This is a genomic window from Hydrogenoanaerobacterium saccharovorans (assembly GCF_003814745.1).
GTDB lineage: Bacteria > Bacillota > Clostridia > Oscillospirales > Ruminococcaceae > Hydrogenoanaerobacterium > Hydrogenoanaerobacterium saccharovorans.
In genome coordinates, this window is record NZ_RKRD01000001.1 from 1,326,528 (window position 1) to 1,342,959 (window position 16,432).

Below are 16,432 nucleotides of genomic sequence, written 5' to 3' on the forward strand. Positions count from 1 at the left end.
TTTATGAGGTGTAGCAGATGGATCGAATTACCAGCAGAGAAAATCAGAATATAAAACACATCATTAAGCTGATGAAGAGTAAAAAAGAGCGCATACAATGCGGGCAGTTTGTTGCTGAAGGCATCAAGCTTTGTTTAGAGGCTGCAGCAAGTGGTATTGCAATAGATGAACTTTACTGTACCCCTGCAGCGCTGGCAAAATACTCTCAACGGCTTGTTTCGTTGTATCAAAATGCAAAAATCAGCTGTGAAATTACAGAAGATATTGCCAACAAGCTTGCAGATGCCAGCACTCCGCAAGGAGTTTATGCAGTGTGTCGCCTGCCTGAATATAAACTGGACGAAAAAAGCTTTACCCAGGGGTGTTACATCGCCCTTGAGTCTTTGCAAGACCCTGGCAATATCGGTACTATTTTGCGCACCGCCGATGCTTTCGGCATTGACGGTGTGATTCTTACTGCCGACTGCCCCGATATTTTTTCGCCCAAAGTGCTTCGCTCCACAATGGGCAGTGCGTTTCGTGTGCCCGTATGCATTACTGCAAATCTTGTAAGCTTGCTCGAGCAGCTCAACAAAACCCACAGTACTTTTGCAGCCACCCTCAGCGAACGAGCTGTATCTATCCAAAAATGCAGCCTTACGCAATCTGCTGTAGCGGTAATCGGTAACGAGGGTAACGGCTTATCACAAGACGTAATAGACATATGCACCCACAATATGATGATTGATATGCAGGGTAAAACGGAATCGCTAAACGCAGCAATCGCAGCGGCTGTGGTTATGTGGGAGATGACACGAAAAACCGGTTTATAGAGCTTGGCACTCTTCATTTACGGCATCTTTTACTGTATTTATCATATCTATTTTAGCAAGATAAGGAGGACGGATCATGTCATCGGCTTTGGAATACTGGGTTTGGTTGGGGATGGCCTTCGGCAGCGGCAACGGCAGAACCGATGAGATTATCCGTCGCTTTCCTAATATAGAAGAGTTTTATTTATCAGGCGGTTATCGCGAAATTTCGCAAATTACAAAAGGAGAAACCGAAAGGCTTGTTGCTGCAAAGTTGGATGACGCCAAGCGCATTATCGAAAAAATGCACAAACAAGGCATTACAATCATTACGCCGGATGACGAGAGATACCCCAACCGTTTGCGTAACATCTACGGCATGCCCTGCGTACTCTATGTCGACGGCGAACTCGGCGATTTGGATAACGAACTTGCAGTAGCAATGGTGGGTACACGCCGTTGTTCCGATTATGGCTATCGTGCCGCAAATAAAATTGCAAGCGAACTGGCTCAAGCAGGTTCGGTAATTGTAAGCGGTCTCGCTGCCGGTATTGATACTGTTTGCCATACCGCCGCGCTTAAACAAGATCGGCGCACTATAGCAGTATTGGGCTGCGGTATTGATAAAACCTACCCGTTACAGAACAAGACTTTAAGAGAGCTGATTGCTAAAAATGGCGCAGTTATTTCAGAATTTGTACCGGGTATGGCACCTTATGCGGGGAATTTTCCTATCCGTAACCGCATTATTTCCGGGCTTTCAATGGGTGTTGTAGTGGTAGAAGCCGGCGAGCGCAGCGGCTCTCTTATAACAGCCCATGTTGCGCTTGACCAAGGCAAAGATGTATTCGCCGTACCCAACGACATTTTTAACGAAAGTGCACGCGGAACATTTTCGTTGTTACGGCAAGGTGCAATTCCCGTCAGCAGCGGTTTGGATGTGCTGGAAGAGTATCGCTATCGCTTTGCGGGTACAATAAAGCTTGAAAAATTACAGTCTGCGCCTAATACAAAAAATAAAACATCCCCCGCAGTTGTGCAAACAAGCTTAATGAACAAAGCACCGCTTGAAGAACCAGAGCTAACAGTGCAGGAAAGGGCGCCAAAGCCCGACCTCGAGGGTGTTACAGGTGATGCGCTTTTGGTTTATCATCTACTTACCAATGTCCCAATGCATACAGAAGAAATTTCTATAAAATTACAAAAACCCATAAATCAAGTCTTGACAGCATTGACAGAACTTGAAATAATGGGTTTAGTGTCTGCACATTCGGGTAAACGCTATAAACGAATTTAAACATTTTCATTGTCACGGTTGTTATTACTGTATGCATTGCCGCCACAATGCATACAGTAATAGCAACCTAAATGGATCGATATTATTGAGATATAGGCTAGGTGATCAAAATGGCTACAAAAAAAGCAGAAGAAAAGATAACAGAAACCGCTCAAGCAGATTTGACGGCAGAAGCTGTGGATACAGATGAGAGCAGTACCAAAGCAGTAAAAGCGACCAAGGCTACTAAACCAAAAGTGGCGGCTAAAAAGAGTACTACAAAAAAGAAAGCGGCTGCAAAGTCAGCACCAGCAAAAAAGGCTGCGACTACCAAAACTACAAAGAAAAAAACAACAAAATCCAAGAAAAGTGACGAGGACATTGATGTACTAAAGGATGGAAATCTTGTTATCGTTGAGTCACCCGCAAAGGCGAAAACGATTATGAAATATTTGGGCCCTGGTTATGACGTTATTGCCTCCATGGGCCATATTCGCGATTTACCCAAAAGCAAGCTGGGTGTCGATGTAGACAACAACTTTGAACCGCATTACATCCCGATTAAGGGCAAAGAAGAGCTTGTGCGCACCCTCAAGAAAAAGGCAAAAGCAAGCAAAATTGTCTATCTTGCTACCGACCCCGACCGCGAGGGAGAGGCGATTTCTTGGCATCTTGCACACCTGCTGGATTTGGATTTGACTGCATCCAATCGTATTACCTTTAACGAAATTACCAAAACAGGTGTTCGATATGGTATGGAGCATCCCCGCACGATTGATATCGATTTGGTAAATGCTCAGCAGGCGCGCCGTATACTGGACCGTATTGTCGGGTATAAAATCAGCCCGTTTTTATGGCGAAAAATCAAACGCGGTTTATCGGCAGGCAGGGTACAGAGTGTTGCCGTACGCTTGATTGTTGACCGTGAAAAAGAAATTCGTGCATTTGTTACCGAGGAGTACTGGTCAATCGATGCAAAACTGCTCGGTAAAGAAAGCACAAAGCAGATACCAGCCAAACTATATGGCAAAGATAAAAAGATTGAAATAAAAACCGGCGAAGAAGCCGATGCTATTTTACAAGAGCTGAAAGGCGTTCAATATCTTGTTGAAAGCGTCAAGAAAAGCGTACGTAAAAAATCTCCTGCACCTCCCTTTACTACATCCACCATGCAGCAGGAAGCATCGCGTAAACTTGGCTTTCAAGCTCGCCGCACCATGAAAGCAGCGCAAGAACTTTACGAAGGTATCGATGTAAAAGGTATGGGTGCTGTTGGTCTCATCACGTATATGAGAACCGATTCTTTGCGTATTTCCGAAGAAGCACAGCAACAGGCGGAAGAATTTATCACGGGCAAGTACGGCAAAGATTATCTGCCGCAGACACGGCGCCAGTATAAATCCAAAAACAATGCGCAGGATGCACATGAGGCGGTTCGCCCCACTATGCCGTCCCTCACACCCGAAGAAGCAAAAGAAAGCCTTACGAACGACCAATATAAGCTCTATAAGCTTATTTGGGAGCGCTTTATTGCAAGCCAAATGGCAACCGCATTGCTTGATACCGTAGCGGTGGATATTCGTGCAGGCGAATATTTGTTTAAGGCTTCGGGCTATTCTGTAAAATTTGATGGTTTTACCGTGCTGTACGAAGAAGGCAAGGATGAAGAAACCGAAGAAGGCGGAGCTTTGCCTGCGATGGAAGTCGGAGATGAACTTAAGCTGAAAGAACTGCTGCCCAATCAGCATTTCACACAGCCCCCGGCGCGTTTTACCGAGGCATCGCTTATTAAAACGTTGGAAGAAAACGGCATTGGCAGACCTTCCACCTATGCTCCAACCATCACCACCATATTGGTGCGCAATTACGTAGAGCGCGATGGAAAAGCGTTGAAACCCACTCCTTTAGGCGAAGTTACCACGCAACTGATGGAAGAACAGTTTAAAGATATTGTGGATGTTACCTTTACCGCAAATATGGAGCATGACCTTGACTCGGTAGAGACAGGTGATGCCGATTGGGTTGAAACATTGCACAAATTCTATGGTGATTTTGCCGCTACACTTGAAAATGCTGAAAAAAATATGGACGGCACCCGTATGAAAGTACCCGAAGAAGAATCGGATGTAGACTGCGAGCTTTGCGGACGCAGAATGGTGATTAAAACCGGCCGTTTTGGTAAGTTCCTTGCATGTCCGGGGTTCCCGGAATGTAAAAACACCAAAAAAATCGTGCAAGAGGCAGAGGGGAACTGTCCGAAATGCGGTTCAAAGATGCTTACAAAAAAATCGCAGAAAGGCAGAGTGTTCTATGGCTGCAGTGCTTACCCCAATTGCGATTTTATTACATGGGATTTGCCTTTGAAAGAAAACTGCCCCGATTGCGGTGCAACTTTATTTAAGAAATCGGGTAAAATGGGTAAAATTTATTGTGCGAAAGAAGATTGCGATTACGAGAGAGGGTTGAAGGATTGATGCCGGTATCGGTTATCGGGGCGGGGCTTGCAGGCTGCGAAGCTGCTTGGCAGCTTGCAAACCGCGGCATAAAGGTGCGCCTGCACGAGATGAAACCGCAGAAATTCTCTCCTGCTCATAAATACAATGGTTTTGCAGAGCTTGTCTGCTCCAATTCACTCAAAGCAATGCGGATTGAATCTGCAGCTGGGCTATTAAAAGAAGAAATGCGCCGTCTCGGTTCGCTTATTATAGAATGCGCCGATGCTACTGCTGTTTCGGCAGGCGGTGCGCTTGCGGTGGACCGCGAACGCTTTTCGGATATGGTTACAGCCAAAATATCGCAGCACCCCAACATTGAGGTGATTGCAGGTGAGGTTACTGAAATTCCCGATGGCGATGTTATCATAGCTACAGGGCCGCTTACTTCCGATGCCTTTTCGGCAGCTGTCAAAAATTTGCTCGGCAGCGAATACCTTAGTTTTTACGATGCCGCAGCGCCGATTGTAAGCTTTGACAGTATTGATCAGGACAAGGTGTTTTTTGCCGCTCGCTACGACCGCGGCGATGCAGATTACATCAATTGCCCTATGAATAAAGAAGAATACGAGAGTTTTCACTCTGCGCTTATTTCTGCCGAATCCGTGCAGTTGAAAAGCTTTGAAAATATGACAGTTTACGAGGGCTGTATGCCCGTCGAGGTGCTTGCCAAACGCGGTACCGATGCAATCCGTTATGGTCCGCTAAAACCTGTCGGCTTGAGAGACCCGAAAACAGGGCATCGCCCTTGGGCGGTGGTGCAGCTGCGTAAAGAAAATGCCGAGGGCAGTTTGTATAACCTGGTGGGTTTTCAAACCAATCTGCGCTTTCCCGAACAAAAACGTGTGTTTTCTATGATACCGGGGTTGGAAAATGCCGATTTTATGCGCTACGGTGTGATGCATCGTAACACTTTCATCCACAGCCCGCGTCTGCTGGATCATACGTATCGCCTGAAAAAAGATGGTAGAATCTACTTTGCAGGGCAGATGACCGGTGTTGAGGGGTATATCGAATCAACAGCATCGGGTATTCTTGCAGGCATCAACCTTGCACAACGCTTGCAAGATAAATCACCGTTGGTATTACCGCGCGAAACGATGCTTGGTGCACTTACCGCTTACATCAGCGACGAAAGCGTCTCCAATTTTCAGCCAATGGGATGCAATATGGGCATTTTACCGCCTTTGGGTGATAAAATACGAGATAAAAGTGCGCGCTATCTTGCATTGGCACAGCGCAGCTTGCAGTGCCTCGATGAGCAACTGTCGGCTTTAAATCAATAGAAATGATGATGGGTGGGGTTGAAATGAAAGTAATTTTAGATGCATTCGGCGGTGATAACGCGCCTGTTGAAACCATAAAAGGCGCAGCCATGGCAGTTCAGGAATATGGTGTTACTGTACTGCTCACCGGCGACGAAGAAATTATCAAACGCGTTGCAAAAGAGCAGGGTGTTACACTTAGCGGCATTGAAATTGTACATGCACCAACTGTAATCCCTGTTTGTGCCGAGTCAACCTCTATCACGAAAGAATACGCCGACAGCTCACTTGCAGTTGGCTTAAAACTGCTTGTAGAGGGTAAAGGCGATGCATTTGTTACCGCAGGCAGCAGCGGTGCTTTGGTGGTTGGCGCTACATTGATTGTCAAACGCATCAAAGGTATCAAGCGCGCCGGTTTCGCACCGGTTATCCCTTGTGTAGGCGGCAACGGCAAATATATGCTGATGGATTCCGGCGCAAACATCGACTGCCGCCCCGAAATGCTGATGCAATTTGGTATTATGGGCTCGGCGTATATGAATAAGATTATGGGGATTTCAAATCCTAAAATAGGGCTTATCAATGTTGGTGTTGAAGAGAGTAAAGGGGGCGAGCTGCAATTAGGTGCATATGAACTGCTGAAAAAAGCCCCTGTCAACTTTACAGGCAATGTCGAACCTCGTGAGTTGCCGTTTGGCGCGTGCGATGTTGCTGTGTGCGATGGCTTTTCGGGCAATATCGTATTAAAATTGACCGAGGGCGTTGCAAAAGCATTTACCACCCAAATCAAGGGCATTTTTATGCAAAACTTTAAAACAAAACTGGCTGCGCTTGCAGTCAAAAACGGTATGAAGAATTTTAAAAAGCAGATGGATTATACCGAGCACGGCGGCGCTGCGCTGCTTGGTATTGCAAAGCCTACAATCAAGGCACATGGCAGCTCCAATGCAAAGGCGTTTAAGAATGCCATACGGCAAGCGGCAAGTTTTGCTCAGCTTGATGTTATCGGCGAGATTGAAAAAGGCTTGCAGGAGATAAAAAACAGCGCGCAGGAGACAGTAAAATGAATCAACTGGAAGAAAAATTGAATTATCGGTTTCAAAATAAAAAGTTCCTAGAAATTGCACTTACGCATTCGTCTTATGCAAATGAGACAAAACGAGATATGGAGTGTAACGAAAGGCAAGAGTTTTTGGGTGACGCTGTTCTATCCATCATCGTATCCGACTATCTTTTTAAACAGTATTCGCATTTGCCCGAGGGCGAGCTTACTAAAATAAGGGCATCATTGGTATGCGAAAAATCACTGTGCCAGTTCGCGAGAGAAATCAACCTCGGTAAATATTTGATGCTCGGTAAAGGTGAGGAGATTACCGGTGGCAGAGAACGCCCATCTATTTTGGCAGATGCATTTGAAGCGGTGATTGCTGCAATTTACTTGGATGGCGGTATGGAGGCAGCAAGAGATTATGTGCTGCATTTTGTAGCCAATGTCATTGAAAACCACCGTAGCCCTTCATTTAAAGATTACAAAACAATTCTGCAAGAAATTATACAGCAAAACCCAGAGGAAAAAATCACATACGTATTGGTAGATGAAAACGGTCCGGACCACAACAAAGAGTTTATGGTAGAGGTTCATCTTAACAGTAACGTCATTGGTACGGGCAGAGGGCGTTCTAAAAAAGGAGCAGAACAAATGGCAGCAAAAGAAGCACTCGAGCTGATGGGCGAATGAAGCACGCTAACATATCCATCTTTGTACCTCACGTTGGCTGCCCTAACCAATGTAGTTTTTGCAATCAGCGCAGTATTTCCGGCGTCCAAACCGTGCCCGATGCCGCATTTGTCACCAAGACTTGCAAGGATGCGCTAAAAAATTTGGGAGAGCATTCGGCAGAAGCCGAAATTGCTTTTTTCGGCGGTAGCTTTACAGCTATTAACCGGGAGCTTATGGTTTCTTTGTTGGAAGCAGCATTTGCCTATGTTCAAAACGGCAGTTTCAAAGGTATTCGCGTTTCCACCCGTCCCGATGCGATCAACGATGAGATTTTATCTCTTCTGCGCCGTTACGGAGTGACAGCAATCGAGCTTGGGGCGCAAAGTATGGACGATGAGGTTTTGCGCAAAAACTTGCGAGGGCATACCGCACAAGATGTTATCAATGCATCGCATCTTATTCAGCAGCATGATTTCGAACTGGGTTTGCAGATGATGGTGGGGCTGTATGGAGATACACCTGAAACTGCGTTGCAAACCGCGAAAAAACTGATTGCTTTACGCCCCCAAACGGTGCGCATTTATCCCACAGTAGTAATCAAACATACGATGCTGGCAGAGCTTTATGAACAGGGAGCCTATACCCCAATTTCCGTTCAGGAAGCTGTGCAAATATCGGCAAAATTGTTGGAATTATTTGAAAGCAGCGGTATTCGCGTAATCCGTCTCGGGCTTCATGCATCCGACCTGCTTGAGCACGATCTGCTTGCGGGCGGTTATCATCCCGCAATGCGTGAGCTTTGCGAGGCAGAGCTGTTTGCAAAAAGCATATTTACAGTAATCAAACAGCATAATATCCCACAAGGGGATATCTGCATTAAAATCCCCAAAGGCTGTATTTCTAAGGCAATCGGTCAGCACAAAAGTAATCTTAAAGCACTTTTAAATTGCGGTTATCGTGCAAAATTCATTGAAGACGGCACCCTGACCGGTTACAACTGCATTATCCAGCAACAGAGTAAGGAAGTGGAACATTGTATCTGAAAGCACTTGAAATCCACGGTTTTAAATCTTTCCCTGACCGTACCCGTTTAAACTTTACCGGCGGGCTTACAGCGGTTGTAGGACCAAACGGCAGTGGCAAGAGTAACATCAGCGATGCATTGAGATGGGTTTTAGGCGAGCAGTCTACCAAAACTCTGCGTGGTGCCAAAATGGAAGACGTCATTTTCGGCGGAACACAGCTTCGCAAGGCAATGGGGTTCGCGCAAGTTACGCTTTACATAGATAACACCGAACACACCATGCCAATGGATACAGACGAAGTTGCGATTACACGCAAATTGTATCGCTCAGGGGACAGCGAATACAAAATCAACGACCAAAATGTAAGGCTTAAGGATATTTACGAGCTGTTTATGGATACCGGACTTGGCCGTGATGGCTACTCGATGATTGGGCAGGGCAAAATTGCCGAAATTGTCAGTGCTAAAAGCGGGAATCGACGTGAAATTTTCGAGGAGGCTGCAGGAATTTCAAAATTCCGCTACCGTAAAACCGAAGCAGAACGCAAGCTGCTTGCTGCACAAGAAAACTTGCTTCGCCTAAAAGATATTATGGTTGAGTTGGAAGACCGCGTTGAACCGTTGAAGCTTCAGGCAGAAAAAGCAGCGCAATTTGTAAAATATGCTCAAAGCAAAAAAACGCTCGAACTTTCCATCTGGATTGCTTTGCTGGAAAAAACCAAAGAGCAGCTGCGTTTACAAGAGGACAAGGTAGCTGCATCACAGGCGGCTCACGCTGAGGTAGAGGAAGAACTTGGGGCTGTGGAAAAAAGTGCAGAAGAAATTTTTGCGCAAATTTCAAAGTGCACAGTGGATATTGATGAACTGCGAGCTGCAATTCGTCAAAAAGAAGAAAATGCCGCCGAAGCTCAATCACAAATAGCCGTGTATGAAAATGATATTTTTCATAACAATAGCTCTATTGAGCGCATTTCCTCGGAAATATCCGAGCAAAACCTTACCGGACAAGATATAGATACACAGATTGGGGCAAAACAAAAGGAGCTTACCTCTTTACAAGGTGAGATAGACCTTCGTAAAGCCGAAATGGATGAGCTTACAGGCAAATATACTCAGCTTGCATTGTCTGAGCAGGCAGGTATCGCTGAGATGGAGAGTAAGCGCAAGCAGCTTTCAGCGGTAACCCTTGCATTGTCCGAAGCTAAGGTTGCGGCAGTTACCTCACAATCCGTGTGCAACGAAACACAAAACCGCATCGAAATGCTTCGTCAATCGCAAACGGAAAAAGAGGTTAAAATAAAAGACCTTACTGCTGAACTGTATGAATGCAAAGAGCTATGTGAACACATCGACGAAAACTTACAAGGACTAAAAAATGCATCCGATGGTATCCAGTTAAAACTAAAAAACCGCACCGAAAAACGGCAAGAGCTTGAAAACCAGCTGCGCAGTATCGAGTTTAAATCCAACGAAAAGCTGCAAAAAGCGGGCCTTCTTGAAAACTTAGAGCAAACGATGGAAGGGTTTGCAGGCAGCGTAAAATATATTATCAATCAGCAAAAGCGCGGTGTTATAAAAGGGGTGCATTCCGCGGTATCTAAGCTGATTGAAGTAGATGATTCGTACTCAACTGCAATCGAGATTGCCCTTGGCGGTGCATTGCAGAACATCGTTGTAGATAATGATGAGGTTGCAAAGCGCGCCATTGCTATGCTAAAAGAATCGCGCAGCGGCAGGGCTACTTTCCTGCCTATTTCCACCATAAAGGGCAACAAGATTAATGAAAACGGTTTAAAAGAAAAACAAGGTTTTGTCGCAATCGCGTCCGATTTGGTGAGATGCAAACCCATTTATCGTGCCATTATAGAAAATATGCTTGGCAGAATTGTTGTTGCAGAAGATTTAAACGATGCTGTAGCAATTGCAAAAGCGTATAACAACCGTTTTCGTGTGGTTACACTGGACGGTCAGCTTGTAAACGTTGGTGGCTCTATGACGGGTGGTTTTACTGCCAAAAGTGCGGGTTTGCTTAGCCGTCAATCTGAAATTGATAAACTGAAAGCCGAAGCAGCAAAAATTTTACAATCAGCCGACGATGTTAAGATTAAACTGAAAACGCTTGTCGAAGAAATTTCAGCACTCAATGCAAAGTTGCTTGCCATTAACAGCGAGATAAAAACAGCAAGTGAAGATAAAATTCGTTATGAGTCCGAACAAAAACGAATCTCTCTGTCTTTAAATGACTTAACAAAAACGCAAGAAGATGCCGTTATTCAAATAAAACGGTTGCAAGAGAGATTGACCGAGCTTGAAGACGGTATCCGCAATGCCGGCAGCAGAGTAACCCGCCTTACACAAGAACAAGCTCAGGCAGAGCAAGAAATTGCGGAACAAAATAGCAAATACGATGAAGCGCGGGTAAACCGTGAACATCTATCAGAACAGCGTTCCCGCATCGAACTAGATATCCTTGCCCTATCTAAAGATAAACAGGGGATTGAACAATCGATTGCAGAAATGGCTGCTCGCAAAGATGGGCAAACGCAGAGAATCGAACTCTTTCAAAATCAAATCGCTGAACTCCAAGCGAAGAATGCTGAGATTACAGTTCAAATCGAGCACTTAAAGCAGGCAAACAGTCAGCTGGTACAAAAAACTAAGCAGGCGCAGCAAGAAATTACATCTTTGCAAGAACTTCGCCAGCAGTGCGAGCAACGTTCTACCGAAATTCGTGTACAAGAAAAAGACATTGTTGCACGTAAAGAACAACTTGCCCGTGAACTTGCCCGCGTTGAAGAGAAAAAGTTTTCACTCCAAGGGGAATACGATAGTACCATCGCACGCATGTGGGATGAATATGAAATAACGCGCAGCGAAGCAGAGGTAATTGCCGAACCGATCGAAGACATGCAAAAAGCACAGCGGAGTTTATCTGAAGTAAAAAGTAAAATCAAGGCACTTGGTACCGTTAATTTGGAAGCGATTGATGAATACGAGCAAGTCTCACAGCGTTATCATTTTATGAAAGCGCAGATAGACGATGTTGAAAAAAGCCGTGATCAGCTTAACAAAATTATCTACGACCTTACCATGCAAATGCGCGAGATGTTTACAGACAGCTTTCAAAAAATCAATCATCAATTCGGTAAAATATTTGTGGAATTGTTTGATGGCGGAAAAGCAAGCTTAGAGCTCACAGATGAAAGTGATGTGCTGGAAGCAGGCATCGAGATTAATGTTCAGCCCCCCGGCAAGCTCATTAAAAACCTTGCATCGCTTTCGGGCGGCGAGCAGGCATTTGTTGCAATAGCAATCTATTTTGCAATTTTAAAAGTGCGCCCCGCACCGTTTTGCTTGCTCGATGAAATCGAGGCGGCACTGGATGATGTCAACGTTGCTAAATTTTCTCAATATCTCAAACGTCTGAGCAATAAAACTCAGTTTGTTACCATTACCCACCGCCGCGGCACCATGGAAGAAGCGGATGTGCTTTATGGTGTCACAATGCAGGAGGAGGGCGTATCCAAATTGCTTCAACTTTCCGTATCCGAGCTTGAGAGTAAACTCGGTATGAAGGATGATTGATGTAAAGCTTTACAGCTTTACATATGCGCTTATTACATAATACGGTTCATATCCGCGCTTACTTGAACTGTAAATATAAAATTAAAATCTATTGTTATTGTGCGGAGAAAGGCGGTTTTATGGGGTTTTTTCAAAAGATTAAAGAAGGTCTCACCAAAACAAGAGATTCTATGGTGAAAAACTTTGAAGGCATGTTAAACTCCTTTACAAAGATTGACGAGGAGCTTTTTGAAGAGTTGGAAGAAATATTGATTATGAGTGATGTTGGTGTTTCAACTTCTTCTACAATCTGCAAAAAACTTCGCGAAAAAGTAAAAGAAACAGGTACAACCGACCCGTCAGAAGTAAAAAATCTGCTGAAAGGCATCATCACAGAAATGATGTCCGGCGGGGAGGAACTGAACATTTCAACCAAACCGTCTGTAATTCTTGTCATCGGCGTTAATGGGGTTGGTAAAACCACCACCATCGGCAAAATGTCCGCCGACTTAAAACGCAGGGGCAAAAAAGTGTTGCTTGGTGCTGCCGATACATTCCGCGCTGCCGCAATTGAGCAGCTTGGTGTCTGGGCAGAGCGTGCAGGTGTCGAAATGGTAAAACATACAGAAGGGGCAGACCCTGCGGCTGTGGTGTTCGATTCCATTACGGCAGGTAAAGCACGCGGAGCAGATGTGATTCTCTGCGATACTGCGGGCAGACTGCACAACAAAAAAAATCTCATGGATGAGCTTGCCAAAATTTCTCGTGTAATTGAGCGTGAAGCTCCAGACTGCGACAAAGAAGTGCTGTTGGTTTTGGACGCAACGACTGGGCAAAATGCCGTCAATCAGGCAAAACAATTTCAAGCTGTGGCAGGGCTTACCGGTATTGTGCTTACTAAATTAGACGGTACTGCAAGAGGCGGCGTGGTAATTGCAATTAAAGAAGAACTCGGAATCCCCATTAAATATATTGGCGTAGGTGAACAGATAGACGACCTCCAACCGTTCAATGCCGCCGATTTTGTTGAGGCGTTGTTTGACGGCAACCAACCGGAAGCGGGGGATACCAGATGACGTTGATTGTTGCAACACAAAACGAAGGCAAGGTACGCGAATTCAAGCGTATTTTTGCACCGCTGGGGATTATTGTACTTTCGTCTTCGGACATCGAACTCAATGTGGATGTTCAGGAAAACGGCTCTACCTTTGCTGAGAACGCAAAGATTAAAGCAAAAACCATCATGCAGCTTTGTGCGTTGCCGACAATAGCAGATGATTCCGGTCTTTGTGTGGATGCATTGGACGGTGCACCTGGGATGTTCTCTGCACGCTATGCGGGCGAGGGCGCAACCGATGATCAGCGCATAGATAAGCTGCTTTCAGAGCTGCGAGACGTGCCTGATGAAAAGCGAACCGCATATTTTGTCAGTTCCATCTGTTGCTGTTTTCCAAATGGAGATGAAATTACAGCAGAAGGTATCTGTGCTGGAAAAATCGGTACCGAAAAGCGGGGTGAAAACGGCTTTGGATATGACCCTGTTTTTATGACTGAATATGGCAGCTTTTCTGAAATATCTGCTGAACAGAAGGATGAAATCAGCCATCGAGGCAAGGCGTTAAGAGAATTCTACGAAAAACTCAAAGAATACAAAGAAAATAGAGGGAATGAAATTGTTAACGAGTAAACAAAGGGCGAATCTTCGCTCACACGCAAACCAGATGGAAACCATTCTTCAAGTTGGCAAAGGCGGCATTGCCGATGCACTTCTCAAGCAAGTTGATGACGCACTGACCGCACGTGAACTGATTAAAATGCGCGTGCTAGAAACGGCTCCTTCTTTTGCCCGCGAAACAGCGCAGGAACTTGCTGAAAAAACAAATTCCGAGGTCATTCAGGTGATTGGTACACGTTTTGTTTTGTACCGTAAAAATCCCAAAAAACCAATCTACGACCCTGACAAATAAATTGGAGGGGAACCCTGTTGCAAAAGATACTTGTTTTCGGTGGCACATTTAACCCTATTCATTTGGGGCATATCCACCTGTACCGCCATTTTGCCGACAAGCTTCAGGTAGACAAGGTACTCATAGTTCCTGCAAAAATACCGCCCCATAAACAACCGCGTGAGTTGGCAAGCGGAAAGCACAGAATCGCAATGTGCAAGCTTGCTGTTGAAGATGACCCGCGTGTTGTCATCAGCGATATTGAGCTTTGCCGTAACGCAATCAGCTTTACGGTAGATACGCTTGTGCAGATCAAAAATTGCTTTAAAAATGCACAACTGTACTTTGTGGTAGGTTCGGATATGTTTTTTACTTTAGATCTTTGGCGCGAACCTCAAAAGATTATGGAGCTTGCCACGATTTGTGCGCTTGCACGCAAGCAAAATGAATATGACGCACTATTACAAAAACAACGTCAACTGCAAAGCAAATACAACGGAAGTTTTATTATCGATAACGCAGATGTTTTGGATATTTCATCAACTCAGCTGCGCCGTATGATGAAAGAAAAGAAAAATCTCAGCTTTTACTTGCCTGCAGCAGTCATCCAATACATTAAAACGAATGGACTGTATGAAACAGATGAAATATGATTTTGAACAGACCAAACAGCTGCTTAAGCAGCGCCTGAGTGAAAAACGTTATGAACATAGCCTTGCAGTTGCCGAAACGGCTGTAAAGCTTGCACAAATATATGACGAAAATCAAAGCAAAGCATATTTTGCCGGGCTGATACACGATATTTGCAAAGATGAGGCAAAGGAAGAGCAGTTGCAAAGAATAAAGAGTTCTGATATAATTTGGGACGATAAGGCGTTAAAGCAACCCTTACTTTGGCATGCCATGGCTGGCAGCATTTTCATTCAGGATGCATTAAATGTAACAGACGAGGATATTATAAATGCAGTACGCTATCACACCAGCGCCCGCGCAGGCATGAGTAAATTAGAAAAGATTGTATATCTTGCCGATCTCACTTCAGCCGACCGTGAATACGGTGATGTCGAAAAAATGCGTGCATTGTCAAAAGCTTCGCTCGAAAAAGCAATGCTTTATGCTATGCAGTATATTATCAGTGATCTTGTTGCACATAAATCACCAATTGTGAATGACACCATGGAAGCATATAATGAGTTTATTATGTAGGAGGAATTTCGGTGTCAAAATTGTCAACAAAAATCAAAATTTTAATTGCAGTATGTGCTTTATCTATCGCTGTTCTTATTCCCATAATTGTTTGGAGTATTACAAGAGGCAATGCGCCGCAGCCATCAAGCAGTGTTCCGCAGGAAGAATCTAACTCCAAGTCAGAACTGGAATTTGAACCTGTTTCAGAGGATTCCATCAATGTTTTGGTGTGCGGTTTGGACGATGCAGCAGGGCTTACCGATGTAATTATGGTGGTAAACTTTGATGTTAAAAGCGGTAAGGTAAATATCCTGCAAATCCCCCGCGATACTTATGTAGGTGAAAACTATAAAACAGGTAAAATCAATCAAGTTTACGCCACGCATGAAAATGAAAAAGAGCCTATCCAAGGTTTGATAAAAGTGATTAATGAGCAAATGAGCTTGCCCATCGACCATTATGCAACCATTACACTTTCGGCATTTCGCGATATTGTGGATGCACTGGGCGGTGTCACTATCGAAATTCCTCAGCGTATGAATTACCTGCCCGGTAAAGTATTGGAAAAGGGGCAGCAGCACCTTGATGGTGAAAAGGCAGAGTGGTTTGTGCGTTTTCGCTCGGGGTATGCTTCGGGCGATATCGGCAGAGTGAATGCCCGCGAACTTATTATTAAAGCACTCATTCAGGCGGTTCGAGACAAAGGCAGAGCGGGCATGGTTATGCTTGCTACCCAAAATTTTACAAAAATAAAAACTGATATTCCATTAATGCAGGCCCTTTCTTTGGCAAATGAAGCGTTTAAAGTAAAAAACGAAGATATACAGCTATTCACCCTTGAGGGTATCGGCAAAATGTACAACGGTTATGCCGTGTACGAAGCCCAAAAAGATAAGCTTATCGAGCTTTTAAACCAGTATTTCCGCCCGTACAGCGAGCAGGTCAATGATATCAGCATTGCTCAGGTACCTGCTTATGTTCCGCCCTATAATCCTTCAGAAGAATCCTCTCAGTCTGAAGAAATCGATTCAAGTGCCGAATCTGAAGCAGAGGGTGAACAATCAGAGTACGAATGGGAAGAAAATTCATCTGATACTCAATCCGATAATCAATATAATGCCGATGATTCAGTCGGCGATTTCCCAACAGATTAAATTCAAAAGCAG

The 16,432-nt window shown here is 44.7% G+C and carries 14 protein-coding genes; all 14 read left to right on the plus strand.

Going from position 1 to position 16,432, the window contains the following annotated elements; translation table 11 throughout:
• The first annotated feature begins 17 nt into the window (after positions 1-17).
• The 14 genes from EDD70_RS06180 (at position 18) to EDD70_RS06245 (ending at position 16,420) form a co-directional block, all read left to right on the plus strand.
• Positions 18-812 (plus strand): TrmH family RNA methyltransferase, encoded by a 795-nt coding sequence (locus tag EDD70_RS06180; RefSeq protein ID WP_092751924.1) that lies wholly within the window; start codon positions 18-20, stop codon positions 810-812.
• A 76-nt stretch (positions 813-888) separates the two neighbouring features.
• Complete coding sequence (gene dprA / locus EDD70_RS06185; protein ID WP_092751922.1) at positions 889-2,088, plus strand: DNA-processing protein DprA; 1,200 nt, start codon at positions 889-891, stop codon at positions 2,086-2,088.
• A 110-nt stretch (positions 2,089-2,198) separates the two neighbouring features.
• Positions 2,199-4,541, plus strand: a complete 2,343-nt coding sequence (gene topA / locus EDD70_RS06190; protein ID WP_092751920.1) for a type I DNA topoisomerase — start codon at positions 2,199-2,201, stop codon at positions 4,539-4,541.
• Positions 4,541-5,845, plus strand: a complete 1,305-nt coding sequence (gene trmFO, locus EDD70_RS06195; RefSeq protein ID WP_092754487.1) for a methylenetetrahydrofolate--tRNA-(uracil(54)-C(5))-methyltransferase (FADH(2)-oxidizing) TrmFO — start codon at positions 4,541-4,543, stop codon at positions 5,843-5,845. Before topA ends, trmFO begins: the two co-directional genes overlap by 1 nt.
• A gap of 23 nt (positions 5,846-5,868) precedes the next feature.
• Positions 5,869-6,891: a phosphate acyltransferase PlsX gene (plsX, locus tag EDD70_RS06200; RefSeq protein WP_092751918.1), complete on the plus strand. Its 1,023-nt coding sequence runs from the start codon at positions 5,869-5,871 to the stop codon at positions 6,889-6,891.
• Positions 6,888-7,562, plus strand: a complete 675-nt coding sequence (gene rnc, locus EDD70_RS06205; protein WP_092751916.1) for a ribonuclease III — start codon at positions 6,888-6,890, stop codon at positions 7,560-7,562. Before plsX ends, rnc begins: the two co-directional genes overlap by 4 nt.
• On the plus strand, positions 7,559-8,587 hold the full coding sequence (locus EDD70_RS06210; RefSeq protein WP_092751914.1) for an elongator complex protein 3: 1,029 nt from the start codon (positions 7,559-7,561) through the stop codon (positions 8,585-8,587). Before rnc ends, EDD70_RS06210 begins: the two co-directional genes overlap by 4 nt.
• Positions 8,578-12,153, plus strand: coding sequence for a chromosome segregation protein SMC (smc, locus tag EDD70_RS06215; RefSeq protein WP_092751912.1), 3,576 nt, complete (start codon positions 8,578-8,580; stop codon positions 12,151-12,153). The genes EDD70_RS06210 and smc overlap by 10 nt, the downstream gene beginning before the upstream one ends.
• 119 nt (positions 12,154-12,272) lie before the next feature.
• Positions 12,273-13,208 (plus strand): signal recognition particle-docking protein FtsY, encoded by a 936-nt coding sequence (gene ftsY, locus EDD70_RS06220; protein ID WP_092754484.1) that lies wholly within the window; start codon positions 12,273-12,275, stop codon positions 13,206-13,208.
• Positions 13,205-13,819, plus strand: coding sequence for an XTP/dITP diphosphatase (locus EDD70_RS06225; RefSeq protein ID WP_092751910.1), 615 nt, complete (start codon positions 13,205-13,207; stop codon positions 13,817-13,819). Before ftsY ends, EDD70_RS06225 begins: the two co-directional genes overlap by 4 nt.
• Entirely contained in the window at positions 13,806-14,099 is a 294-nt protein-coding gene (locus EDD70_RS06230) for a YhbY family RNA-binding protein (protein WP_092751908.1), read from the plus strand. Before EDD70_RS06225 ends, EDD70_RS06230 begins: the two co-directional genes overlap by 14 nt.
• A gap of 17 nt (positions 14,100-14,116) precedes the next feature.
• Complete coding sequence (nadD, locus tag EDD70_RS06235) at positions 14,117-14,731, plus strand: nicotinate (nicotinamide) nucleotide adenylyltransferase (protein WP_162840791.1); 615 nt, start codon at positions 14,117-14,119, stop codon at positions 14,729-14,731.
• Positions 14,712-15,284 (plus strand): bis(5'-nucleosyl)-tetraphosphatase (symmetrical) YqeK, encoded by a 573-nt coding sequence (gene yqeK / locus EDD70_RS06240; RefSeq protein ID WP_162840790.1) that lies wholly within the window; start codon positions 14,712-14,714, stop codon positions 15,282-15,284. Before nadD ends, yqeK begins: the two co-directional genes overlap by 20 nt.
• A gap of 11 nt (positions 15,285-15,295) precedes the next feature.
• Positions 15,296-16,420: an LCP family protein gene (locus EDD70_RS06245; protein ID WP_092751902.1), complete on the plus strand. Its 1,125-nt coding sequence runs from the start codon at positions 15,296-15,298 to the stop codon at positions 16,418-16,420.
• Positions 16,421-16,432 lie beyond the last annotated feature (12 nt).